This is a genomic window from Kordia aestuariivivens, assembly GCF_014397005.1.
Taxonomy (GTDB): Bacteria; Bacteroidota; Bacteroidia; order Flavobacteriales; family Flavobacteriaceae; genus Kordia; species Kordia aestuariivivens.
In genome coordinates this window covers 17923-42033 of sequence record NZ_JACGWS010000017.1, presented here as the reverse complement: position 1 = coordinate 42033, position 24111 = coordinate 17923, and the positions used below count along the sequence as shown (strand labels likewise).

Annotated in this window: 21 protein-coding genes, 3 tRNA genes, 1 pseudogene and 1 CRISPR repeat array; of the genes and pseudogenes, 7 read left to right on the top strand and 18 right to left on the bottom strand. The window is 30.3% G+C overall.

Going from position 1 to position 24111, the window contains the following annotated elements:
• The first annotated feature begins 6 nt into the window (after positions 1-6).
• A complete protein-coding gene (locus H2O64_RS20940) occupies positions 7-816 on the top strand; it encodes a hypothetical protein (RefSeq protein ID WP_187564192.1) in 810 nt (269 codons plus the stop codon).
• 87 nt (positions 817-903) lie between these two features.
• A CRISPR array of direct repeats spans positions 904-3608; the repeat unit is 46 nt; unit sequence GTTGTGAATTGCTTTCAAATTGTATTTTTACGTGAGGAATCACAAG.
• Positions 3609-3717: 109 nt separating this feature from the next.
• Here H2O64_RS20940 and cas2 read toward each other — a convergent pair.
• Genes cas2 through cas9 form a run of 3 tightly spaced genes read right to left on the bottom strand, consistent with a single transcriptional unit; the run spans position 3718 to position 9152 of the window.
• Entirely contained in the window at positions 3718-4062 is a 345-nt protein-coding gene (gene cas2, locus H2O64_RS20935) for a CRISPR-associated endonuclease Cas2 (RefSeq protein WP_187564191.1), read from the bottom strand.
• 12 nt (positions 4063-4074) lie between these two features.
• Positions 4075-4965, bottom strand: coding sequence for a type II CRISPR-associated endonuclease Cas1 (cas1, locus tag H2O64_RS20930; RefSeq protein WP_187564190.1), 891 nt, complete (start codon positions 4963-4965; stop codon positions 4075-4077).
• A gap of 11 nt (positions 4966-4976) precedes the next feature.
• Positions 4977-9152, bottom strand: a complete 4176-nt coding sequence (gene cas9, locus H2O64_RS20925; RefSeq protein WP_187564189.1) for a type II CRISPR RNA-guided endonuclease Cas9 — start codon at positions 9150-9152, stop codon at positions 4977-4979.
• Between the two features lie 290 nt (positions 9153-9442).
• Here cas9 and H2O64_RS20920 point away from each other — a divergent pair, with 290 nt between their 5' ends.
• Positions 9443-10216 (top strand): hypothetical protein, encoded by a 774-nt coding sequence (locus tag H2O64_RS20920; protein ID WP_187564188.1) that lies wholly within the window; start codon positions 9443-9445, stop codon positions 10214-10216.
• Positions 10217-10484: 268 nt separating this feature from the next.
• Here H2O64_RS20920 and H2O64_RS20915 read toward each other — a convergent pair whose 3' ends face one another.
• On the bottom strand, positions 10485-10664 hold the full coding sequence (locus H2O64_RS20915; RefSeq protein ID WP_187564187.1) for a hypothetical protein: 180 nt from the start codon (positions 10662-10664) through the stop codon (positions 10485-10487).
• Between the two features lie 499 nt (positions 10665-11163).
• Here H2O64_RS20915 and H2O64_RS20910 point away from each other — a divergent pair, with 499 nt between their 5' ends.
• Positions 11164-11670 carry a hypothetical protein gene (locus H2O64_RS20910; protein WP_187564186.1) on the top strand — a complete coding sequence of 169 codons (507 nt, stop codon included), beginning with the start codon at positions 11164-11166 and terminating at the stop codon, positions 11668-11670.
• Here H2O64_RS20910 and H2O64_RS20905 read toward each other — a convergent pair.
• The 9 genes from H2O64_RS20905 to H2O64_RS20865 form a co-directional block, all read right to left on the bottom strand.
• Positions 11667-11888, bottom strand: a complete 222-nt coding sequence (locus tag H2O64_RS20905) for a hypothetical protein (protein WP_187564185.1) — start codon at positions 11886-11888, stop codon at positions 11667-11669. The genes H2O64_RS20910 and H2O64_RS20905 overlap by 4 nt on opposite strands.
• A gap of 1 nt (position 11889) precedes the next feature.
• Entirely contained in the window at positions 11890-12627 is a 738-nt protein-coding gene (locus H2O64_RS20900) for a hypothetical protein (protein WP_187564184.1), read from the bottom strand.
• 25 nt (positions 12628-12652) lie between these two features.
• Positions 12653-12826 (bottom strand): hypothetical protein, encoded by a 174-nt coding sequence (locus tag H2O64_RS20895; protein WP_187564183.1) that lies wholly within the window; start codon positions 12824-12826, stop codon positions 12653-12655.
• 259 nt (positions 12827-13085) lie between these two features.
• Positions 13086-14174: a grasp-with-spasm system SPASM domain peptide maturase gene (gene gwsS / locus H2O64_RS20890; RefSeq protein WP_187564182.1), complete on the bottom strand. Its 1089-nt coding sequence runs from the start codon at positions 14172-14174 to the stop codon at positions 13086-13088.
• 183 nt (positions 14175-14357) lie between these two features.
• A complete protein-coding gene (locus H2O64_RS20885) occupies positions 14358-15305 on the bottom strand; it encodes an ATP-grasp domain-containing protein (protein WP_187564181.1) in 948 nt (315 codons plus the stop codon).
• Between the two features lie 12 nt (positions 15306-15317).
• Positions 15318-16196, bottom strand: coding sequence for a hypothetical protein (locus tag H2O64_RS20880; protein ID WP_187564180.1), 879 nt, complete (start codon positions 16194-16196; stop codon positions 15318-15320).
• 85 nt (positions 16197-16281) lie between these two features.
• Positions 16282-16494 carry a hypothetical protein gene (locus tag H2O64_RS20875; RefSeq protein WP_187564179.1) on the bottom strand — a complete coding sequence of 71 codons (213 nt, stop codon included), beginning with the start codon at positions 16492-16494 and terminating at the stop codon, positions 16282-16284.
• Between the two features lie 307 nt (positions 16495-16801).
• Positions 16802-16984: a hypothetical protein gene (locus tag H2O64_RS20870; protein WP_187564178.1), complete on the bottom strand. Its 183-nt coding sequence runs from the start codon at positions 16982-16984 to the stop codon at positions 16802-16804.
• 36 nt (positions 16985-17020) lie between these two features.
• The gene (locus H2O64_RS20865; protein WP_187564177.1) at positions 17021-17710 is read right to left on the bottom strand and encodes a hypothetical protein; all 690 of its coding nucleotides are present in this window, start codon (positions 17708-17710) and stop codon (positions 17021-17023) included.
• Between the two features lie 1174 nt (positions 17711-18884).
• Between H2O64_RS20865 and H2O64_RS20860 the strand changes: the two genes are divergently transcribed.
• Both H2O64_RS20860 and H2O64_RS24395 read left to right on the top strand, forming a co-directional pair.
• Positions 18885-19085 (top strand): hypothetical protein, encoded by a 201-nt coding sequence (locus tag H2O64_RS20860; RefSeq protein WP_187564176.1) that lies wholly within the window; start codon positions 18885-18887, stop codon positions 19083-19085.
• Positions 19042-19854 (top strand): annotated as a pseudogene (locus H2O64_RS24395) (recombinase family protein); the annotation flags it as partial. The gene H2O64_RS20860 and the pseudogene H2O64_RS24395, both read left to right, overlap by 44 nt.
• 745 nt (positions 19855-20599) lie before the next feature.
• On the opposite strand, the gene H2O64_RS20850 reads toward H2O64_RS24395, so the two are convergent.
• The 3 genes from H2O64_RS20850 to H2O64_RS20840 all read right to left on the bottom strand — a co-directional run bounded on the left by H2O64_RS20850 (position 20600) and on the right by H2O64_RS20840 (position 20917).
• Positions 20600-20683 (bottom strand) — tRNA-Leu (locus H2O64_RS20850).
• Between the two features lie 54 nt (positions 20684-20737).
• Positions 20738-20810, bottom strand: a tRNA-Lys gene (locus H2O64_RS20845).
• 34 nt (positions 20811-20844) lie between these two features.
• A tRNA-Lys gene (locus H2O64_RS20840) sits at positions 20845-20917 on the bottom strand.
• Between the two features lie 145 nt (positions 20918-21062).
• On the opposite strand from H2O64_RS20840, the gene H2O64_RS20835 reads away from it, so the two are divergent.
• A complete protein-coding gene (locus tag H2O64_RS20835; protein WP_187564175.1) occupies positions 21063-21578 on the top strand; it encodes a shikimate kinase in 516 nt (171 codons plus the stop codon).
• Here H2O64_RS20835 and H2O64_RS20830 read toward each other — a convergent pair.
• Together H2O64_RS20830 and H2O64_RS20825 are read right to left on the bottom strand one after the other, a co-directional pair.
• Positions 21570-22073, bottom strand: a complete 504-nt coding sequence (locus H2O64_RS20830; RefSeq protein ID WP_187564174.1) for a phosphoribosyltransferase family protein — start codon at positions 22071-22073, stop codon at positions 21570-21572. The two genes, H2O64_RS20835 and H2O64_RS20830, sit on opposite strands and share 9 nt — an antisense overlap.
• Before the next feature lie 24 nt (positions 22074-22097).
• Entirely contained in the window at positions 22098-22490 is a 393-nt protein-coding gene (locus H2O64_RS20825) for an RNA-binding S4 domain-containing protein (protein WP_187564173.1), read from the bottom strand.
• A gap of 79 nt (positions 22491-22569) precedes the next feature.
• Here H2O64_RS20825 and H2O64_RS20820 point away from each other — a divergent pair, with 79 nt between their 5' ends.
• Entirely contained in the window at positions 22570-23571 is a 1002-nt protein-coding gene (locus H2O64_RS20820) for an FKBP-type peptidyl-prolyl cis-trans isomerase (protein WP_187564172.1), read from the top strand.
• Positions 23572-24111 lie beyond the last annotated feature (540 nt).

Below are 24111 nucleotides of genomic sequence, written 5' to 3'. Positions count from 1 at the left end.
TCTACTATGTCAAATAAAAATAAAGGAAAAGGGTGTGTTATTATATTAGTGATATTTTTAGTTATTGGAATTATTGGAAGTTTTATCACCGATAAAACCAATAATTCTTTATCTATAATCGAATCTGCGAAAAGAAGCATAGAAAAAGATAATTATCAAATCGCTATTACTGAATTAGAAACTATTAATAAAGAAGATTCTCTATATACAGAAGCTTTAAAGCTTATTAATCATGCAGATAGCTTGCATAATTTAGCTTTAGAAAAAAAGAAAAAAGTAAGAGAATTAGAAAATCAAAAGATTGAGCAAGAAAAAGAAGAAAATTTAAAAGAACAGATCAAAAGAGAAATAGCGTCTATAGATGAAGGTATTGATTTCTCAGGTTACAGAAAAACAGTAGATCAGTTACAATTTGAGTTAGTTCTATTTGGTGGTTGGGCAAAAATTGTAGAAGAAGGTGAACAATCAAAAGATTTAGTTACACAAAAATTAACCGCAAAATTAAAAGCCAAGATTTCAAAGATACAAATTAAAGAATTTCCGCTACTTAGAAAAGAATATAGTAAAATCATAAATGCGAAAATGTGGGAAAATGATATTGAAGTTTCTGCATCAGGAAGAAGAAAAAACTATATAAACTTCACGGGAAGTATATTTACCACAAATAAAAACAAACAACTTTTTCAAAAAGAAGTACAGGAAACTTTGAAAATGTTTAGATTTACACAATCGAGATACAGATGGTATGAGGGAGAAAACAAATATACATATTACACAATATATAAAGGAAAAGATAGTGATTTAGTCTTTTTCTAATACCATACAATTTAAGTTATATCTCTTTTACACTTCGGTATAACTAAGCAGTCACAAGTGCGGAGAAAGAGGGGTTCTCACCCCCGAGTTGTGAATTGCTTTCAAATTGTATTTTTACGTGAGGAATCACAAGCTGGATTATATAGGCGCACTCGTTAACCTAGTTGTGAATTGCTTTCAAATTGTATTTTTACGTGAGGAATCACAAGCAGTCCTTACTTTTGGGCGCTGATCCTATTGTTGTGAATTGCTTTCAAATTGTATTTTTACGTGAGGAATCACAAGCTTTGTATTTTAATTCAGTTAATATTTCAAGTTGTGAATTGCTTTCAAATTGTATTTTTACGTGAGGAATCACAAGATGAAGGAAGGATATAAAGGTGTTAAGCTAGTTGTGAATTGCTTTCAAATTGTATTTTTACGTGAGGAATCACAAGGGGGATTAATAATAGTATTTTACTTTATTAGTTGTGAATTGCTTTCAAATTGTATTTTTACGTGAGGAATCACAAGAATTCTGGAAGGTTCTCTTGATTGTTCATAGTTGTGAATTGCTTTCAAATTGTATTTTTACGTGAGGAATCACAAGCGAAATTAGATACAGAATACTTAAGCCTACGTTGTGAATTGCTTTCAAATTGTATTTTTACGTGAGGAATCACAAGTTTCTTCCCGTAATAAGTCTAAATACTCAGGTTGTGAATTGCTTTCAAATTGTATTTTTACGTGAGGAATCACAAGTATTTTAAACAATGCTTTTTCCTTTTTACTGTTGTGAATTGCTTTCAAATTGTATTTTTACGTGAGGAATCACAAGCTCTCCATTACTTGACATAACGTATGCAATGTTGTGAATTGCTTTCAAATTGTATTTTTACGTGAGGAATCACAAGGAACAATTCAAACAAAGTTTCTTTCTTTTTGTTGTGAATTGCTTTCAAATTGTATTTTTACGTGAGGAATCACAAGCTTCACCAATATAATCAATGAATAGGTTTTGTTGTGAATTGCTTTCAAATTGTATTTTTACGTGAGGAATCACAAGTCTTCCATTCTCGAAACTTGAATGTATTCAGTTGTGAATTGCTTTCAAATTGTATTTTTACGTGAGGAATCACAAGTGAATTCTGGAAACAATAAAAATTGGGTTAGTTGTGAATTGCTTTCAAATTGTATTTTTACGTGAGGAATCACAAGAAAGAGGTATAAACATCAAGAGCAAGACGAGTTGTGAATTGCTTTCAAATTGTATTTTTACGTGAGGAATCACAAGGTATATAAGCTTTTGCAAAATCTCCGTCTAGTTGTGAATTGCTTTCAAATTGTATTTTTACGTGAGGAATCACAAGAATTACCATCACATGCACGTTAGACACCCAGTTGTGAATTGCTTTCAAATTGTATTTTTACGTGAGGAATCACAAGTAAAAGACTGGTCAGAAGTTATCAATGAATGTTGTGAATTGCTTTCAAATTGTATTTTTACGTGAGGAATCACAAGAAAGTATAAGTTTTGCGTAACCACACTGGTGTTGTGAATTGCTTTCAAATTGTATTTTTACGTGAGGAATCACAAGTATCTCTAAGGGTGTATTTCTTCATAATCTGTTGTGAATTGCTTTCAAATTGTATTTTTACGTGAGGAATCACAAGGTTTGATGCCTCAGAGAATAGTGTATACATGTTGTGAATTGCTTTCAAATTGTATTTTTACGTGAGGAATCACAAGAAATGTTATTGATGGAATACAGACAACTGTGTTGTGAATTGCTTTCAAATTGTATTTTTACGTGAGGAATCACAAGAGCTGATTTGTTTTACTGTTTGCATTACTTGTTGTGAATTGCTTTCAAATTGTATTTTTACGTGAGGAATCACAAGGTTCATTTTATAATCTTGCTCAGACTCAATGTTGTGAATTGCTTTCAAATTGTATTTTTACGTGAGGAATCACAAGTTTATTAAGCATAACATATTTATATTTGTGTTGTGAATTGCTTTCAAATTGTATTTTTACGTGAGGAATCACAAGGTTAATAATTTTCGTCATTCCTGCGGTAGTGTTGTGAATTGCTTTCAAATTGTATTTTTACGTGAGGAATCACAAGTTATGACTCATAAAACAATTTCTTTTATTTGTTGTGAATTGCTTTCAAATTGTATTTTTACGTGAGGAATCACAAGCTTTAATTATTTTTTTAGCGCGCTCCATAGGTTGTGAATTGCTTTCAAATTGTATTTTTACGTGAGGAATCACAAGAATATCAACATAATGTGCTCCCCCCTCTCTGTTGTGAATTGCTTTCAAATTGTATTTTTACGTGAGGAATCACAAGCTAAAATAGCCAATGTGTTTGCTAGACTCCGTTGTGAATTGCTTTCAAATTGTATTTTTACGTGAGGAATCACAAGTTTAAAAGTTAAAGGAATGCGCAAACCTCAGTTGTGAATTGCTTTCAAATTGTATTTTTACGTGAGGAATCACAAGATTTTATCTGTTCTAGTCCTACGCTCCCTAGTTGTGAATTGCTTTCAAATTGTATTTTTACGTGAGGAATCACAAGATCCATCAATATCAATACACCCTGCATTTAGTTGTGAATTGCTTTCAAATTGTATTTTTACGTGAGGAATCACAAGAGTCACAAGTGGAACACAAGGCATCGTCTAGTTGTGAATTGCTTTCAAATTGTATTTTTACGTGAGGAATCACAAGTTTCGTCTCCTAATATTGCACGTGCTGCTTGTTGTGAATTGCTTTCAAATTGTATTTTTACGTGAGGAATCACAAGGTCAATCCCGAAATGTTGCCTAAAATCAGTACTTCGGGATTACTTTTTAGAATTTAAAAAATGCATCTTATTGAATCATTTTTTAGAGTCTTACTCCATTTTTTTTATCCTAAAACAGTTCTAGTTGTTGTATAGGTTGTGGAATATCTATAGGCTTTACACCGTGAAAAAGTTCCATTTTCTCAAATTGCTTATCGGTTATTTCTAAAATACAGACTTTCCCATGTTTGGGTAATATACTTTTAACTCGCTTTGTATGCACTTTAGCATTTTCTCTGCTCGGACAATGTCGAAGATATATGGAAAACTGAAACATTGTAAATCCGTCATCAATCAGTTTCTTACGAAATTGTGAAGCGGCTCTGCGCTCTTTTTTTGTTTCCGTAGGTAAATCAAAAAATACTAATACCCACATAATTCTATAGGCATTAAAACGATTTGTATTTGATAACATATCATAGTAGTATTAATCAAGTGTTGGGTATTTTATGTGTCGTTGTTCTCCACCATAACATTTGTACAAACTAGCTGTTGTAGTCGTTACGGCAACCATTAATGGACGTTCTACACCATCAATCCATACATCTTGTGTGGCTATATTGAGTAAGTATGCTTTACTATCTTTGGTCAATTTTTCGTGAACTCCATGCAAAGAAATATAATTGTATACCATTTTATCGACAAAAGGTCGGTACGGTTCCATAATATCATCTGCTAAGCAATACGGATTGTATTTGTTGCGATGAAAAATACCTAAAACGGGCAATAACCCACTACTTACTAATGCTCTTGCAACAATACTTCTGAGAACTGCATATCCAAAGTTTAATAAGTTATTAGGAGCATTGCCAAAACGTTCTCTAGTGAAATTCTCAAATAAATGTTTCCAGTGATGTTGCGCCGCTTTGGCTTCACAATTAGTAGTGTCGCCACTTTTGACATTCTGCCAATAGAAATCCATTTGCTCATAAGGCTTGTTATTTAGTTTGAGCAACGCCTGTTGATTTTTAATTTTTTGTTCTATGGTTTGCTTCCACAATTGTTTTTTTAAAGGTTCGGAAGCAGCTATTTGGTGTTTTATACGATCTGAATGTTCGGTATGCCCATACAGCGGCAACATAATGCCAAATGGTAAATGGTGTGCATCACAACTTACCACTGCTATATTGTTTCCTTGCAGCTTTATTAATAATTGATTACTTAAAGTAATTTGATAATGATCCAACATCAATAAAGCCATATCTTCAATAGGAATTGTTCCTTTGATACTTTTGTCTTCGGGATCTTCTACTACTAATTGTTTTTGTTTTAGTCTTAAATAAGCGGGGGAACCAACATAAATGGTACGCTTTATCATAACTTCTATTTTTAATATTCTCCTACGTGTACAATTTTTCCAATATGATTAATTCTTACTTTAACTATTTGATCCAAAAGTGATAAACTTTTTAAGCTATGAAATGTAATTTCTTTTAGCTCTTTTTTATCTATCAGTTCTGTTTCTAAATGATGTCTAAAAACATATTCCCTAATTGCAGAATTTCCGTATACAAGCTTTGAAAACTTTTGAACTCTGAATAAATGTTTACTAACTATCGTATTATTTTTTTGATCTTCTAAATCAATTTCTTTCGGATTGAAATTTTCAGAAGGAAATACAAACATTTCATTTTGCTTCATCGTGAATAAAAATTTCCAACCTAGATTTTCATTTAGTGCTTTGTCAATGATTGGAATTCCTAAATTTACACGCGCTACAGCTTCATAGAAAGAAACTACTACATCGTGAAGTTTTCCTTGTTGGTCTTTATAAATAGCTACATGATGATTATTTCCTGTACTTACAAAATCAACAGCAATACTTTTACTATCTTTAGACAATATGGGTTTTCCGAAATGATCTGTTTTTGAATGTAATGCTTCTGCATTTTTAATGCCATCGATACGAACTCGTTTTATAGAAATTCCTTTTTCTTTGTCTAACCAAATAGGGTTTTTCTCAAGATCAGAAAATGCTAATTTGGCATTTCCGTTGTATTCTTGTAACCGCAGTTTTAAAATATTTTGCACTCCTATATCAATAATTTTTAATAGACTTTTTGCATCCTTAAAATTATCAGGATTTATTTCTTTTCTAATGGTGTAATTATCTTCAAAATACTGCGTTTTTACGATTTCTGGTAACAGTTTTGTTTTAGCTTCATCCAAATAAATAGGATTCTTGCTAAGACTATTTTTTCCAGCAAATGCTTTCTTTGGATCATTGTTATTCGCCGCCAAACGTTTTAGTAACGCTTCTCGATATGTTGGTTTGGTAACTTGCTGAATCTTCTCGATAGTAAACTTACTCGAAACTTTTTCTTTTGTCACAATCACTTTTTTAGTATGACTGTACACGGTTTCTTTATGTAGTTGACCTCTTGGTGTTAACTGCACCTTTTCATTCAGCACGCCTTTCTGACTTGTTTTAGTCTTGTTTTTATTTTTGGTAACAACTTTATTTTTATTTTTGAAAGATATCAAAATTTGCTCCAAATGATCTTTTGCTTTCGTTCTGAAGTTTTTTAGTGGCGGAATAAATTTTCGCTTTTTGTTTCCATCTTTAACATACACTTTCGTGATCTTATTTTTGATTCCTTTTAAATTACTTTTTTTATGATCAATTTCTTCATCTTTTAGCCCATAAATAGCATTCAAATTATTTAAATACTGAACATGGTCGTACGTTGTAAAAGCAACTGTTAGCGCATCCATTGCATGATGACGATGATCATTCCGTTTTGTCCAATCTTTAATGATCTCAACACTATTTCCGTTTTTTCGAATTTGTTTCTCTGTAAGTCCCAACACCTGATATTTTGACAAGTTGAGTTCTTTCATTACATTAATTAAATCCCAATCTTCACGCAATTTATCAGTAATTCGTCCAGAAGTCGTATGCACAGTTCCAAACACTTCTTGAAGCATTTGCGTTGCTTTTTTGGCGATATATTGACTGTTCCGCAAATCTCGTTCAATGAATCCTTCGGGAAGTTCGTTTCGTGACATTAGAAGCTTTTTATATTTCCCTTTTGATATTTTTTTTGATTGATATAATGTTTCAACACGTGCTATATAACTATCCAAATCGCTCGTGTATTTTTGTGTAATAAAATCCAATGCAGTGGAATCAGCTTTAGCTAAATTTACGTTTCGATAGGCTAAGGTTTTGTTAGAAAAAGAATCATCAAATAAAATTGCTTTTGGGATAATATGTTCAATATCAATTTCTTTTGAGAACAATTTTTCTTTAGGAATATATGTATTTGTAAAGAGTGTTTTATATCCATTCAGACTCAGTTCTTCATATAATTTATACTTTACAATATCGTTTCTAGTTGGATGTTGTATGCCAAATTCTTTTTGAAGTAACTCTCTAATATTTTGATTTTTTGTAGTTGCTTCATTAATATGTTTTGTCATATCAGCTCGTTCTTTTGCTGATTTCTTTAATTCTCTCGACAACTCTACACGAATTTCATCAGGCTTTCCATACGTTTCAATTACTTGATTGACCAAATTTACCATTTGATTTAAAATCTTCTCTACTACAGGATTTCGTAGCTCATTCTTTTTCAGCAGTGAAAGTTTTTCTTTTAAAACTCTATTTTTTTGTTCTTCCTTAGTTAGTGAATTGGAATGATTGTATTTTGCGAGTCGTGCAGCTTCCGAAAAATTATGCCCATCTATTAAAAAAGGAATGATTTTGCGAATGGCTCTACTACTCAAATTCCCATAATCTTGTTGAAAAGATACATGTACCAACAAACTAGCATAATTTGGCTTAAAACCATACGTCATATGAAGCTTCTTTTTAAGTGCAACATTGGTATCTCCATATAATAATCGATCTGCTTCGGTTATTTTTTTACCATCTTCAGCAGCGTAGAGTAAGTGCCACAATTGATAACTTTTTTGTTTGTCAAAATCATTTCCTTCAATCGTGGTATCAAAAGTTAAAATTTCAGAATTTATTTTTGCTTCTTTAAAAATTATTGCTAATTCAGTGTGAATTTCTTTAGCAGTTTTTTTATTCCAATCAAAACCATATCCTTCAATTTCAGCAATGCGTTGATATACATTATACAATACTTCATTTGTTCTATTACCTTCAATTTCTTCAAAATTAGCTTTCCAATACTTAGGAGTTTTCAATTGAAGCAGCTTTTTTAATTCTTTACTTTTTAAAGTACCTCTAAGATTCAATTCTTCAAATACAAATTGCCTAGCTTCATCCTCAAATTCTGTAAATTTTATTTTTTCGTTCGTTTGAATATGTTCAAATTCTAAATGATTCAAGTTTTGCCAAATTTTAAACTCTTGAAACAACGGAGAAGATTTCGGAATTGCTTTGTGTCCTTTTTCAAACTGACAATCAGAAATTAAATGTTTTTGAGATTTTAGCTTTCGCTGATAAAAAATAATTATATCTCTAACTTCTGTTTTGAGTTCAGTAGTTAATTCAGGGTGAAATTGTGCTTGTGTTTCCCAAATTTTCTCAAATTCATCCAAATAATCTTGGCGATAGAAAACTTGATTTTTCAAAGAAATATGCCGATCTTTTTGAAGTTGTGCGTATAAACTTTCACCAACAGTTACATTTTTAAAATAAAGTGATTTACTTCGGTCGCTGATTGCGCCTAAATATCCACTAGATTTATTGATTTCGTTATTAATAGCAACCAATACGTATGCTACTTCTGCAATTGAAAGTTGTTTTGTAAGTGCTTCATTTCTCCATGCATAGTGTTGCAATCGGACTTCGTTTCGTTTTCCTTTATTTTCAGCAGTATAGATTTGATGAATCGCTAAAAATAACTTCCTTGAATTTTGCTGTCCTTGTCCTTTTAATTTGGTGTATAATTCATCTGTTAAAATCGATTCATAAAATTGTTGTTGAAATTTCCAAACAGTATCTAACTCTTGTTGTAAATCCGATTGATAAAAATCTGGAATATATTTTTTATTCTCCTTTAATAGTTGATGTACATATTGACCAGGTGTGAGTTGTTGGTTGTATAATTCTTTAGCAACTGCCATTCCATCAATAGCAAATCCTTCATCTTCATTTTTAACTTTACGACTACTTTTATAACCTCTTTTCTTATTAATAGCCAACAATACACGCGCAAACTCATCTTTTTCAATTTTATGTTTTGCAGCTTTTGCTCGTAAAGCCACTGTTTGATGCGTTGTATGATTTCCAATCTCAGTAAGTTTTGTATTCTCATCAATAATGTGATGCTTTGTTAAAATTTCGATTAGATTCTTTCTACGCAACTTAAAGCGTTGCAAATTTCGTCTTGCACTACGTTTCAGTGTACGATCTGCATTTGTTGAAAGTGGTCTTCCTTTTTCAAAATCTGTTTTCTCATCAGTAGTCAAAGGATTTACTCGAACTCCTAATTTTATAATTTCAGATTCTTCTTTTTCGTTTTCACCCTCATCTACTAACGCCCAACCAATAGAGGTTGTTCCTAAATCTAATCCTAATACTTTCTTCATGTTTGTGAATTTCTATAAAAATGAATTAAAAATAATAATATCCCTTACGGAAAACCACATTCTTTTATGTAAATCTTTTCCGTATATTTGAAATATACAAATTGAAAGCAATTCACAATAAGGATTATTCCGTTGTGAAAACATTTAAAGCGGCATCATTGATGTCGCTTTTTTCATGCTCAAAGTAATTTGCAATAGCATGAAGACGAAACAAAAACACAACAATTTACAATAAGAAACTTCCAAGCATAATAAAATATCAAATTTCCGTTATCTACAAAACTTAATTAATGAACAAAATCATTCACTCACAACTAATGGAGCTTTTCTATAATAATTTCAAAAAATTGGAAAATGCTACTTTTGAAATTATGATTGAAGACTTCATTCAAGGCATGGGTGAAAACCTTCAGGAAAAAGGACTTCTTGACGATCCACTCTACAATGAAGATGTTTTAAATTTAGTGAAGCATAGAGAAAATCAAGAACTTATCAATGCTTTTGAAAATGCAAAAAAACTAGACTTAGATGAAAAGGCTATTAAGCAAAAATTGACAATAGATATCAAAAAATCAATTCATGAATTAAATCAAACAGTTTTTTCAAAAAATGAAGACATAAAAAAGCATTCTCTTTATATTGTAATAGGTAGCGAACACGATCCCTATAATAAAATTTACACTAAAGGTTATTTAAGTGGTTTTACAGAAGATGAAGATTTATTTTTAAATGAAGTTGATCCTTTACAATATATGCAAGAGGATCAAAAAAATACTAATGAAATTTACAGCGATATTGGTTTTATTGATTTCTTACCAATCTTGAAAAACCTAGCTACTCTTGAAAGTCTATTAAAAAAGTATGAGTTACATGATATTTTATTATGTACGGCTACCTACTCTTACTTACGCAGTTCATACGAATATAAATTATACCTACTCTTAAATGAGATTTTTGAAGATATTAGAATTGAATTCTTTCACAGTAAAGCAATTGTAAAACCTCTTTACATATACGCTCTTGAGTTTTTAGGAGAACGCATTAATGTATATATATACGATTGACCTTAGAGCGTACTGTGATAATTTGCAACAGAACGCAACAACTTGCAACAAAACATCAGTTTACTAAAAAAACAAAACGTGTAGTCCTAGCAACAAAAAAAACCTTGAACGTTAATTCAAGGCTTTCTCACTCAGAATAATTTTAGTTTTACGATAAATTAATATTCTGAAAAGTAAACATCATTTGCATTACTTTTTTTAAAAACCTTCAATTTAAAATTGAAGGTTCGACTAAAACAGGAAATTTTGGATACTAGAGGAATTTAGGTTATTTTAAATAATAAATCCATGAAATAATAAATATCATCATTAACAATACGGCAACCACAAAGCCAACTACAAATCCAGCAAAAAATTGTAAATGTTTTTTTTGAATCATTTCTTTATTTTTAAAAGGCAAAGCGGCTTTGCCCTCTTTGATATCACCTATCAAACGCTTTTTACTCATTAAAACTACCACGCTCTCAGAATATACCGCTTTGCCAACTAAACAGCTAGATCAAACGACCTAACTAATTGATTAAGTTACTAATCAATTGCTCCCATATTCGGAAAAGAGCATTAACCAATAAAACTTTAATCATGAAAAAAATCATTCGTCAACCTTACTTTTAAAATTGAACTCGTCTTTTATTAGCACTCTAAATCTTCTTATTGTTCGGTACATACTAATAACAAAAATTGTTAGTATACACATCAAGAAAAAATTAATAATACGTTTTCTGCCATTTTTCAGCTTTAAATTTCAAATAAATATTGATGGCTATTTGTATCAATTTTCAATAAAAGTCAAAAACTAGAACCTTTATATTCTGACATGAGATAAAGGTTTTCAAGGCTTTTGATGTTATTTTAATATATTTGGTTTAACGCTATGCTAATATAAAAAAAGTTTCCCATAAAAACGAAAAAGTTAGTCAAAAATAACAAATAAGTTATATAAATAAATGATTTCTCGAATCCTACATATTATTAATGAACAACAGATTACTGCCTATAAAATTGAAAAAGGAACTAATAATCATATTTCTAATGTAGCCGCAAGAAAAATTATCAACGGCGATACAGCAAAACCAAGACAAGCTTCAATTGATATTTTGGTTAATTTTCTATGCAAAGATTATAATGTTTCCAGAGAATGGCTAAATGATGGAACAGGCGAGATGTATTTGAAAGAAGAATCGAATCACGATTTTGAAAAACAAGGTGTCATCGTTTCACTTGATGAGCTAATAGAACACTTTTTAAAGCATCAAAGTGCTTATTTGGATAAGTCAGAAACTATACGATTATCCATTGTCAATGATTTTGTGAAAAATAAAGATTTTTATTTGGAGCGTTCAGAATATTTCAGCCTTTTTATCGATGGACTAGTTGAAAAGGGAATTGAAAAAAGACTTCAAGAATTAAAAGATTTAGGAGTCATTGTAAAAGCAAGAAATATTGATAATTAAGTACAAACTTCAATATTACCAATTGTAAAAACTAATCCTTTTGGCAAGTTTTCAAAAGTTTTATTATTACGCTTTTTGATTTCTTCTGCATCTTTTTTAAGTTCTTCGGTTTCTTTTTCTATTATTTCAAGAATTTCTTCATGGGCGTTTTTTACTTCTTTATCAATAAATTTTTTATTGTAAAGTTTAGTTAGATTTTTTTTAGTGAAATCATTCATTTTAATCTACTTCTTTTGCTACTTTATTAATTACGTCATTATTAGATTCTGTAAATTCAACAAATTTATCGTCTTTGATAAACCCTTTTTTTGGGATATTAAAAAGGAGTTGTCTAAACAAAATTCTGATGGCTTTTAATAGCTTTTCTTCTTCTATGGAATTTATTTTAAACAAGTAAAGTAGAAGATATTTTAACCCAAATGCGGCAAAAATTGCTCCAAAAATTAAACCTGTTATATAATAAACTCTGTGAATTTCAAGTGAGTTTGAAAATGCCCAAATTAGGTATACAGAAGCCACGAACAAATACATGAAGCCTAAATAAATAAAGGACTTTGATATTTGAATCCAATTAATAGTATTTCTGAAAAAATGTAATATTATAAATAAAACACCCGTTATTAATATTAAAAATGGGTTTCCTATAGCGTCTGCAAATGAGTTGTAATTTGGAAAGTTTCTTATTTTTTTTGAATTTTTAAGATCGATTAAACTAACATATAGTTTTTCAGATTTTTGTTCACTAATATTATGAGAACTTACTAAGTTATTTATTTTTTGATTCAATGAATCCGGCAACAAATTCATCGTCTGAATATCTGCTAAAAGTTGTATCCCTTCAACCCTTTTTAGATCTCTTTCATTTCTTGCTGTACGCTGTTCTTTTCTGACAATTTCAACATCTTCACTATTAACTTCAAAAAAGACTTGAGACATTGCCGCAAAAACACCAATCATTACGGCAATGATTATAAAATACTTTCTAATTGTAATCTTCGTCGGGGTCTTGTCCTCCACTATTTCCGATTGTTCCGTTGTTGTTTTTGTCTGTTGATTGGATTTCTTCATATTCCTGATCTGCTATACTGTCGGGGTTACAACTTGTTGATAAATTCATTCCTACTATGAATAGACAAACTAATAATACTTTTTTCATGATTATTTGATTTAAAGATTAGTACTTAAAATCAAATGTATTTAAAAAAGGAACTGTCAGAAAGTTCATTCTATCACAAGAAAGAAATGTTAGGCAATATAATAAAAAGTTTGTGTTTTTTATCAAATATAAAAACCTACATATAAAAAGTACGGTTTTACCTTCTTTTGATTAAGGTTAGTGTTCTTAGTGAAGAAAATAATGTCGCTTATGAATTCAAAAAAGCTCAACTTAATTATGATATGAAAAGCAAAATTTACTAGATCAACCCTTTCAAATCATAGTATTCAATGGCTTTTTGCTTCAACGGATTCGTACTCCAATCTGACCATTCGTTTGTATATGGGCTATACCCACATTTCAAGGGTTTTGAGTAGTTATCTTTGGGATTTTCAGTATAAGCACGGCAGTCAGTACATATATATCTGAACTCACATTCTTTGCAAATACTAATTTCATCTTTAGTAATGTTCCAATACTTTTTAAACTCTTTTTGTTGTAAAACTTCTTGTAAGGTTGTGTCTTTAATATTTCCGAAACTTTGAGCCATAGACGGACAGTTTTTAATATTACCCTCTACATCAATTGAGATTTTTCGATTTAGACAAGAGTTGTGATTTTGTGACTCTGTAAAAGTTTTTATGTTTATTGCAAACAAGCTAGTATCTACAATACCGCAAAATTTTTCATTTTTTACCTTTTGTTGGGAATATATAATATAACCACTTTGCGCTTTTTTCGGTGGAATAAACTTATCAAATGGGGAAGAATGGATTCTAAAAGAGGAAATTCTTGGAAATTCAGAAATGAAACTAAATAAACTAAGTTCATCAAAACCTTGTTGAAAAGGCATATTAAAATCAATTGATATTATTGATGATTTCAAGTTGTCTAAAAAGTTAGCTAAACGTGATAACTCATTGAGATTTGTTGATTTGAAAAATCTTAACTCCAAGTATTTACAGTTTATTTCATTTAGTTGTTCAATGACCTTTTCAACGTTATATTTTGAACTTTCATTGATATCAATAATTGCGTTCGAAATTTGGGATGGTTCATGCCAATCAAGTGCTATTTTAGGGAATAGATTAGGTGTTTTTGTGAAAATTATGAACTCATTATCATATAAAAATTCAAAGTACTCTTGTATGGTATCATCATAGATATTTTTATAGTATGATTTTATTTCATGCAAAGTTTCGCCTTCAAATTTTATAATTATATCGTATAAATCATTAGGTATATGAACGATATTATTGCGTTGTAAATCACAAATTAAACTTTGATTAGCTCCCTTAACAGGAATACAATTTGCTATTAAAACGAAAGGAATTTCTTGTTGAATCATTTAATTTTCAAAGTTTTAGATATTGGTCTGTAAAAACTATGTGTACTATTATGAGTAGCTCCAAGAGATTCTATTTGGAAAAATTTCTTGTTGGTTTGACTTTTTTTTGAGGTAGAGATATTACATTTTTGAAACGTAAGAGGTAACTCCGATTTTAATGATTCTATTTTTTCCATAGTAATCCTAATTAATTAAATATTCAGCAATATCCTTTTCGATATAATAATTACAATTTTTAGAAACCCAATCAAATTGTCCTTGTGGATTAACTTCTAAAAAAATGTACTCATTATTTGTACTTAGAATTAAGTCAATAGATCCAGTATTTAATTCTGATGATTTTATAAAATTGATGACTTTTTCCTCAATTTTACTAGGTAGTAAAACAGGGACATTTCTATTAGGTTTTAAATTATTATAGTTCCTGTAATCTAAAGAAGTACTTTCATCATTTTGAGATAAAATAGCCATAGGATACAACTTATCTTTAAAAAAGAAAATACGAATTTCATATTGTTTGTCTATTCTTTCTTGAAATAAACTTGGAGCAAAATTATTTTTCATTTCTGACAACATCTTTGCCGTAATCACTGTTGTTCCTGCCGATGTAATTTTAAAGTTCTCACTATTAACCCTTATTGGATATCTTAAATCTTTTGTAATAATTGAGGCATGCTTATCAAAAAATAAATATAATTTTTCTTTTGATGTAGTTACTAAAGTATCAGGGATTTTCAAGTTCACTTTTTTAGCTAATAATAGATAATCAATTTTATAATTTTCATCCTCTTTCTGAAAACTCCCAATATAATCTATGTCTTTCTTTAGGATATTTTCAATTGATTTTACTAAGATTTCTTCTTCTTTCTTTAAATATGAATACATACTAGGGATTTTCCTTAAACTAAGAGGTGTGAACCTTGTACGTGCTCTCCTGTGCCATATTTTTTTAATTTCAACCTTTCTTAATTCGTCAATTTTAATATCTAAAGTATCATTTGATAACTCTAAGAAATTTAAGGTGCTAACATCTTGAAAATTCCTTCTAATGAAATCTTTTTTGTAGTATAGAAGCCATTCAAGCACATAATTTGTAGTAACATCTTCCGCTTCACTAATTACATATATCATAAGTAAAATATATTAAAAATTAGTTTTATCACTTTGATAGCCTGCGGGTAATTGAGTTCCATAAATTTCATTCAAATACCATAATGGTGGAAGCCCTACTTCTTTTCTTCTTTTGTCTACATTTTGAACATCTGTAATCGGATATTGATCAAATTGATTGGTATAAAAACCATAAATTTGTTTCTTGTTTTTGGTTATGGATTCTTGTTCTTCAAAACCTACCCAAAAATCTTTTCTAATTTCTCCATTTTTGATTCCTTGATTTATATAAGGTCTAAAAAAACTCCAAACATAATCGTCTTTTTTAAAGTTTCCTCTTTGATGCCATAAGATTAACCATCCTTTTTTCTGCCATCCATGTTTTTTCGTTATTTCGATTAAAGAAACAACATTGGTTGAATCTATCGGATATCGTTCTTCTGCTGTCAAACCGCTATTTCTAGCTTGCTGATCTTTGTCAAGTAAGCTATCAAGTTTTTTGTAAGCGATTGGATTCTTTAAATTTTTCAAAAATTGTGACTTATATTCTTCATAGTCGGCTTCAACTTCTGAAAATAATTTGTTTTCCCTAAATTGATTGAATTCATCAAATCTTTCAAAATACCCTTTAGAAGCATCTGTTTGTATTATTGATTCAGTAATCAATTCTTTAGCTAAAATATCTTTATTCAAATGTAAAGATGCCGCCGCCGCATAGAAATAATCTGAAACACTTTCATTAGGAATTATCTTGAAAGCTTTTTGAAATAGATTTAATGATTTTGAATACTCTTGCTTCTTGTATTCTAACATTGCTTCCCAAACAAGCTTGTCATAAGTTTCATAATCAACTTTATCTGAGTTACAACCTACTGTTAAAAAAGCTATAAATAATACGTAATATATTTTCATTCGGTTTTTAATTTAAAAATTAGAATGATAAAGTTGCTCTATCATTCTAATTCATTTTAAATAAAATACAAATAATTCCTATGAATTATTGTGTAATTTCAGGATTACATGGAGGATTACTATTTGTACAAATTGTATCTCCTGGAGAAAATTTATCATCATTATCGTTGTCGTACCAAGTATCTTCGTAGTTACCACAATCGTCGTGAGTTCCTGTTGTTTTCTCTTTACCACCTAACATAGATTGAATACAATTAGAATCGGCAGTTTTATTTAAAAATTTATCAATTTTTGTCATAATAAGTTTGATTTATTGGGTTATAGTAGCAGTTTCACATTTAACGATATCCATGCATTCGCCGGGGTTCATTATTCCGTCATCATTATCATCATAATGGATATCACAAATATTATCCATGTAACAAGTAGATATTTCTGTTCCTCCAAGAATACTGTTATATTCAGTACTATTAATTTTTGCTTTTTTTAAATGCTTTAATCTTTGCATAATTTATAAATAATTAAAATTTCACCTACTCTATTAATAGCTTTTCGGTTTCCGCTTCATTGATTGCAATCAATTCTTGTATCACTTTAATAGCTAACTAGTATTCGCCATCATCTGGATACAATATGCTGTTTCTCCAATCTTCATATCCTAAATTGTATAATCCGATTGAGCGACGTCTTTCATTAATTTCTTTTATGGTTGTATTCATTGGCTTGGCATTACTATATGTACCATAATATTGCTCTTTTCCTGCGTAAATCAACAATTGATCTTTCATGAAGCCAACGTAACGAGGATTTGCTTTTCCCTTTCTTTACATAGTCCAAAATTTTAGGGATAAAAAGTTTTCTCTAATGGAATCTTTTGTGTGTAATAAAAGTGCATCAATATTTACAAATTGATTGTCTATATAATAACCTCCAATTATAGTTTCTGAGGGAAATCCATAGGTGTCAAAAATATATATTAACTCTTCTGCGTTCGTAGAATCAATCTTATTTTGCTTCTCAATATTTTGTTTATAGTTACCCTGTCTATATAATTGATCTAATCTTTTCATTTCGATTATTTTATCTCTTAATTCAAGGTTTAAAGACGTTTCATATTCCTTTCTTAATGTGGAAGCTTCAGTATCAAATCTGTCACGTACTTTAGCATAGTAAATACTCAATACAGAATCTTTTTTTAAATATTTAATAGGAAAACCATATTTGGTGATAAGTTCAGTATATTCAGTGTATTCCAAATTGTCATCTAAAATCACTTTTAATTTGACGTAAGTAGAAATTTCCTTGTAAGGAGTTGTATTCAATGGTGCTACATTAGAAAATAATTCATCTAAAATCTCATAACTTTTTTCATATTCTTTTATAATGTAAAGGCTATCGGCTTCAGACACGCTTAAGTAATAGTCATCTGCTAAGTAATCTTTATTGGGTTTTGTCCAACATGATGTTAAAAAAAATGATACAATGAGAAAAAGAAAAAGATATTTAACTTTCATAAATAAAAATACAAGGATTACTTCAAATAAAAGAAATAGATTACAGATACACAAATAAACTTAATAAGCGTCGATAATATTGTATAAGCGTTGATTTTTAGACTAAATACTTGATGTTTTTAGTCAATATCAATTTATTGATTGATGACTACAAAACTTTAACTTTACATATTTACGAATGCTAATATATAATAAGTTTGATTTAATTATCAAACTTATTTCATTTTACATTAACTATTTAACGTATTTCCGTAATGTATTTACGTTAAAAGCGTAATTAATTAGCTTTGTTTATTGTTAATATCAGTTTCATGAAGTTTTTGACATTAAAAATTACAGTATACCATACCAATATTATTAAAAATCAGTTGTGTAGTATGGTAACAAATCATTTAATCTAATACCAAATCGAATGTAGATTTTGATTTAGTGTTTTTTTGCATATTTTTAATTAGCATGAGTTATTTATGTTTTGAAATACAAGTTTCATACATATTGGATATTTATCTATTATTTAACCAATAAAAAAACTATCACACTAGCTTATATTATTCTCCATAATCCTACATCATCTTCCAAAAACCTCCATAATCCCACAAAAGTTATTTTTCATTTTTTATAATTTTTGTATTCACAAAGTAAGAATGAAAATTTATTCGGCACTAGCTGTCATTAGCCTACTAATACTATTTTTTTCTTGCAACATTTGTTAAAATAAAAGAGAAAACAAAATAATATGTTAAAAATTGTATGACTAGCCGTCTTTGTCCGTCGCTATACGTCGCTATACGTCCGACATTATTTTTTTTATTTCAACCTTTACTATCAATAATAAAACTTGAAAACTACATAGAATGTCTGCAAATCTCAGCGAATCTCGTCGAATGTCTGCAAAACCCAGCAAAGGCAAATTTTTTATAGATAACCTTTGTAGTATTAGAATAAAAGTTTAAAAATTAAATAAAAAATAATTATATAAAAATACGTTTGATTTCCCTTTATAAAACAAAATTGTAGGTTTTAGACTGTTAAATAATTGGAAAACGATTGGAAAAGATTTCAATTCTTCGTAATATTGAAGATATGATTTCAAGCAAAATTACAATTATCAAAAAGGGAATGAAGCCTTTTAGCAATGAACTAGCTATAAGCGTTGATATGATAGTTCCTGTATATGAAGATTGTAAAAGACAACACAGCATTAAAAACAATTTCCGTTGAAGAATTAAAAAGCTTTGACGGATTTGCTGATGTGTCTATACAAGAAGCTGAACATATCATAGCAACACTAAAAGAATTATCATTATTAACTCATAACATCGTTACCAACTATGAGCAATCTGAATCAATTTCAAAGCTTCGCCAAGCAGAATAAGAGAAAAATTATTCGTAATAACAATGCCGTTATTTATACAAGAGTTTCAGGATCTAAACAAGAGGATAATACGAGTTTAGAAAGCCAAAAAATACAATGCACTTCTTACGCATCACGTTTAAAATTAAACATATCATCTTATTTTGGCGGAACGTATGAAAGTGCAAAAACGGATGATCGAAAAGAATTTTCAAAAATGATAACTTATGTCAAGCGAAATAAGATATCGTTCATTATAGTATACAGTATAGATCGTTTTTCAAGAGCAGGTGCAAGTGCTATTTCTAAAGTAGAGGAATTAAAGAAAGTTGGAATCAATGTATTATCAGTAACCCAACCCGTTGATGTAGAAACATCGACTGGAATGTTCTTTCAAAACTTAAATCTACTATTTAGCAAGTATGACAATGATCAACGTAGAGATAAAACAGTAATGGGAATGCGTCAACGTCTTTTAAATGGGTATTGGATGGGAAAAGCACCATTGGGTTACAAGAATGCTAGAGATACAAACAATATTCCTATTATTGTATTTGATGAAAATGCGAAAATCATCCGAAATATATTTCTATGGAAAGTAAATGAAGGTTTGACAAATACACAAATTGTAGAGCGTTTACAAAGTCATGGTATTAAAATGTTTAGACAACACATAACCAAGATATTTAAAAACCCTGTATACTGCGGATTGATTGCACATAACTTATTAGATGGCGAAATTATTCAAGGAAAACATCCTGCAATCGTTACGAAAGAAATATTTTTAAAAGCGAGTGGCTTGCAAGCTAAAAATCCTCATAATTACAAGCAATACAAGACAAATGAAAATTTACCCTTAAAAGGTGGTTTTGTGAAATGTACTAAATGTAATAAGCCACTAACTGGATATATTGTCAAAAAGAAAAACATTCATTATTATAAATGTGGAACAAAAGGATGTTGTACCAATAAAAGTGCGAAAGCGTTAAATAATCAGTTTGTACACATATTAGGAAAATACAAAATAGACAAAAGGATGATCGCTCCGTTAAAAGTGCAATTGAAAAATACATTTGAGTATTTCTCTAATTCAAATGAAGACAATACAGCAAGTTTAAAGTATAACTTAAAGACTATCAAAGGAAAGTTAGAGAAGATTGAGGAAAGATATGTAATAGGCGAAATCGATAGTACATTATATGAAAAGTTTTCAAAGAAATTTAAGGACGAAGTAAAAACGATTGAACAAGAAATCAATAAAACGAGTTTAGAAAAATCGAACCTTGATTTTTACATAGACAAATCTTTAGAATTATTATGTAACTTACATAATATGTGGAAATTAGGGAATTACTCTGAAAAACAACAACTTCAAAATTTGTTATTTCCTAATGGAATCCTATATAGTCGAGAAAAGGATAGTTGTCGAACCACAGAAGCGAATAGTGTATTGGAGTTAATTGGCTCATTATCAATGATTTTAAACAAAAATAAAAAAGGACAAAATAACACTAATGTTAATTTGTCCCATTCCGTACCGAAGATGGGAGTCGAACCCACACGCTCTAATGAACACATGGCCCTCAACCATGCCTGTCTACCAATTCCAGCACTTCGGTGTGTTTATATTTTGTAAAAATAAAAAAAGTTAAGCAAATGCTTAACTCTTTTTGTGACCTGGCTGGGGCTCGAACCCAGGACCCTCTCCTTAAAAGGGAGATGCTCTACCAACTGAGCTACCAGGTCTAAGACCTAAATAGTACTACTTTTTTATATTCTGTGACCTGGCTGGGGCTCGAACCCAGGACCCTCTCCTTAAAAGGGAGATGCTCTACCAACTGAGCTACCAGGTCATTCAAAGGAAGTACAAATGATTCCCTGAATGCGGGTGCAAATATAACATCATAATTTTATTTTTCAAGTCTTTTTTAATATATTTTTGTCTTTTTTTTTATGATTTTTGTAAGGACTTAAAAATAAATTAATTATAATATAGAAATGACGATTATACTTTTAGGATATATGGCAAGTGGGAAGAGTTTGGTTTCTAAATTACTTGGAAAACAATTGGGACTTCCTGTGCTCGATTTAGACGATTTTATTGAAAGAAAAGAAGAAAAAACGATTCGGGAGATTTTTGAAACGAAAGGAGAAATCTATTTTCGAATGAAAGAACATCAGTATCTGAAAGAAGTTTTAGAAACGAAACAAGCGATGATTGTATCATTAGGCGGCGGAACACCATGCTATGCAAATAATATGAACTTGATTCATGAGTACACCACACACACGTTTTATTTGCAAACGTCAATTCCGGAAATTATCAATAGAGTGAAAGATGAAAAAGCTAAGCGACCTTTAATAAGCGCGATTGCTGATGAAGATTTACCAGAATTTATAGGAAAACATCTGTTTGAACGCAATGCATTTTACCAACAAGCAACGCATACTGTGTTTACCGATAAAAAACAGATTGAGGAATTAGTGTTAGAAATTGAAACCGTATTAAATTAAATACGCCATATCTTCTCCAGCTTCAAAAACAACATCAATATGTTCTTGAATGGAAGTTGAAAGCGATATTCCTTTGAAATCAGCTTTTATAGGATACTTCTTGTGATTTCGATTGACAAGTACCGCTGTCTTGAAATTCTTCAAAGGAACGTCTAAAAAGTGCTTTACGCCATAGATTAAGGTTGTCCCTGAGTTCAATACATCATCAATGAGGACCAAAGGTTTGTTGATGTAGTTTTCTTTTGCCAATGAAGTTGTAATCGTTTGGATAGGATCTTGTTTATTAATCATCACTTCACACAAGGTAATTTTTGCAGTCGTAATTTTTTCCAACTCAACTTTTATCTTCTGCGCAAATACAAATCCGTTTTTGGAAATTCCTGCAACGATGATTTCTTCTTCATTTACATTAGATTCTAAAATTTGATACGCAATACGACGTGTTTTGTGCTGAATTTGCTGGTGATTGAGTATAATATTTCCCGTAACGGTCATGCTTTTAAAGATTTAGGTTTAAAATTAAGAATTACTTTCTTTACGATCAAAATTATCATCTAAATAATCATCCATTTCACGACGATCTTTTTTGGTAGGTCTTCCCACGCCATGCTTGCGATAATGATCTTTTGCAAGCTTTAATAATTCTAAATGCTCAAAGTTTTCTTTTGGAGTTGTTTCAAGTCTGTAAATATCAACGAGTTTAGCACCCACACGGTTTGGCGGAATATCTAACACTGTTAAATGTCGTGTTACTTGATCCTTCCGGACTTCTAATTTATCCGTTGCATATACATCTCTTGATGGCTTCACGGTGGCACCATTTATTTTTACGTGTCCCTTCTTACATGCTGTTGTAGCAATGTTTCGGGTCTTAAAATAACGCACACACCAAAGGTATTTATCTATCCTCATACAAAAACTCTAAAAACTACGTTAAAGAATATACAAAAGTAGGATAAAATTGTATCTTGCAACCCAAAATTTAAAAACAATGATGAAGATTGTAAAATTTACATTCCTAATGATAATCGTAAGTGCGGTTGTATTTTCGTGTAAAAGTGATGATGATACTGTGACTTTCGCAGAATTAAGAGATAGAGGTGAGCAGCAAATAGAAGATGATGCTGCCATCGTAACATTTTTAAGCACACATTTCTATAATTATGATGATTTCGATTTCACAAATCCTGAAAGTGCTGCAAATGACACATTCACAATGGAATTTGGCGTAATTGAAGGCGTAAATGCTGACAAAACACCATTAATCAATCAAGTAGAAGAAAGAACGACTACATATCTTGAACAAGAATATAAATATTATGTACTGAAACTACGTGATGGTGGAGGAAAAGAATATACAAGTTTTGACGCAGTAGAGTTAACATATAGAGGTCAGTTGTTAAATTTAGAAACATTTGACTTTAGAATTACACGTGAAACCATTCCTTTAGTTGGAGCTACGGTAAGTACGGTTAGAGGTTTTCAGTTAGGATTGCCAGAATTTAATGCAGCTGAAGACATTGTAGAAGGTACAAATGGTTTCTTAGAAGCAAGAAACGGTGGAATAGGAGCGATCTTCATTCCTTCTGGATTAGGATATTTCAATATCGCACAACCAGGAATTGAAGTATATTCACCATTAATTTTCTCTTTCAATATATATGATGCTACTTATCTTGATATTGATGGAGACGGATTATTATCTTCTATGGAAAACCTAGATGGTGATGATGATGTTTTTGATGATGATACTGATGGTGACGGATTGGCAAACTTTAGAGATTCTGACGATGACGGAGATGGAACCATCACACGAAACGAAGTTGTTCAAAAGACATATACCGTTGAACTTGGTGAAATGGAACCAGTTTTAGCTTCAAATGAATTTGAAAAAACTAGAGAAGTAGATGATGCTGGTGTTATTACGATTAAAACTGTTGTACTTACTGATACTGACGGTGATGGAATCCCAGATTATTTAGATGCAAACTAATACATAGCATACCACTTATAAAAAGTAAAAGCACTTCTTCACGGAAGTGCTTTTTTTATGGAATCAAGTTTTAGAAGTTAAAAACTCGTTGTCATTCCTGCGAAGGCTGGAATCTATAATTGTTTAAAACAGATGGATTCTATTCTTTTTGCCACGAATTCACGAATGTTTTTTAGTTTGTTTAAGGACAGCAGTTAAACTTGTTTTGAGTTTGTCGAAATTAACTTGTGTTGTCATTCCTGCGGAGGCAGGAATCTATAATTGTTTAAAACAGATGGATTCTATTCTTTTTGCCACGAATTCACGAATGTTTTTTAGTTTGTTTAACGACAGTAATTAAACTTGTTTTGAGTTTGTCGAAATTAACTTGCGTTGTCATTCCTGCGGAGGCAGGAATCTATTAAAAGATTAAGAATTTCACTTAGGCATGCAGTGCAGAACTATCGAGAAGCACTTCAAGTTATTATTTTTTAAAGTCTTTTCAAATCAAAAACTAAAACAATAACAAAACAAAAAAGCACTTCCGTGAAGAAGTGCTTT

Bases quoted from the DNA above. Each gene is read 5' to 3' on its own strand.
- H2O64_RS20865 (WP_187564177.1), bottom strand. From the start codon at position 17,710: ATGAAAGTTAAATATCTTTTTCTTTTTCTCATTGTATCATTTTTTTTA.
- cas2 (WP_187564191.1), bottom strand. From the start codon at position 4,062: ATGTTATCAAATACAAATCGTTTTAATGCCTATAGAATTATGTGGGTA.
- H2O64_RS20900 (WP_187564184.1), bottom strand. From the start codon at position 12,627: ATGATTGGTGTTTTTGCGGCAATGTCTCAAGTCTTTTTTGAAGTTAAT.
- H2O64_RS20870 (WP_187564178.1), bottom strand. From the start codon at position 16,984: ATGAAAGATCAATTGTTGATTTACGCAGGAAAAGAGCAATATTATGGT.
- H2O64_RS20915 (WP_187564187.1), bottom strand. From the start codon at position 10,664: ATGAGTAAAAAGCGTTTGATAGGTGATATCAAAGAGGGCAAAGCCGCT.
- H2O64_RS20825 (WP_187564173.1), bottom strand. From the start codon at position 22,490: ATGAGGATAGATAAATACCTTTGGTGTGTGCGTTATTTTAAGACCCGA.
- gwsS (WP_187564182.1), bottom strand. From the start codon at position 14,174: ATGATTCAACAAGAAATTCCTTTCGTTTTAATAGCAAATTGTATTCCT.
- H2O64_RS20860 (WP_187564176.1), top strand. From the start codon at position 18,885: ATGAAGATTGTAAAAGACAACACAGCATTAAAAACAATTTCCGTTGAA.
- cas1 (WP_187564190.1), bottom strand. From the start codon at position 4,965: ATGATAAAGCGTACCATTTATGTTGGTTCCCCCGCTTATTTAAGACTA.
- H2O64_RS20880 (WP_187564180.1), bottom strand. From the start codon at position 16,196: ATGAAAATATATTACGTATTATTTATAGCTTTTTTAACAGTAGGTTGT.
- cas9 (WP_187564189.1), bottom strand. From the start codon at position 9,152: ATGAAGAAAGTATTAGGATTAGATTTAGGAACAACCTCTATTGGTTGG.
- H2O64_RS20940 (WP_187564192.1), top strand. From the start codon at position 7: ATGTCAAATAAAAATAAAGGAAAAGGGTGTGTTATTATATTAGTGATA.
- H2O64_RS20820 (WP_187564172.1), top strand. From the start codon at position 22,570: ATGATGAAGATTGTAAAATTTACATTCCTAATGATAATCGTAAGTGCG.
- H2O64_RS20885 (WP_187564181.1), bottom strand. From the start codon at position 15,305: ATGATATATGTAATTAGTGAAGCGGAAGATGTTACTACAAATTATGTG.
- H2O64_RS20905 (WP_187564185.1), bottom strand. From the start codon at position 11,888: ATGAATGATTTCACTAAAAAAAATCTAACTAAACTTTACAATAAAAAA.
- H2O64_RS20835 (WP_187564175.1), top strand. From the start codon at position 21,063: ATGACGATTATACTTTTAGGATATATGGCAAGTGGGAAGAGTTTGGTT.
- H2O64_RS20920 (WP_187564188.1), top strand. From the start codon at position 9,443: ATGAACAAAATCATTCACTCACAACTAATGGAGCTTTTCTATAATAAT.
- H2O64_RS20830 (WP_187564174.1), bottom strand. From the start codon at position 22,073: ATGACCGTTACGGGAAATATTATACTCAATCACCAGCAAATTCAGCAC.
- H2O64_RS20895 (WP_187564183.1), bottom strand. From the start codon at position 12,826: ATGAAAAAAGTATTATTAGTTTGTCTATTCATAGTAGGAATGAATTTA.
- H2O64_RS20910 (WP_187564186.1), top strand. From the start codon at position 11,164: ATGATTTCTCGAATCCTACATATTATTAATGAACAACAGATTACTGCC.
- H2O64_RS20875 (WP_187564179.1), bottom strand. From the start codon at position 16,494: ATGACAAAAATTGATAAATTTTTAAATAAAACTGCCGATTCTAATTGT.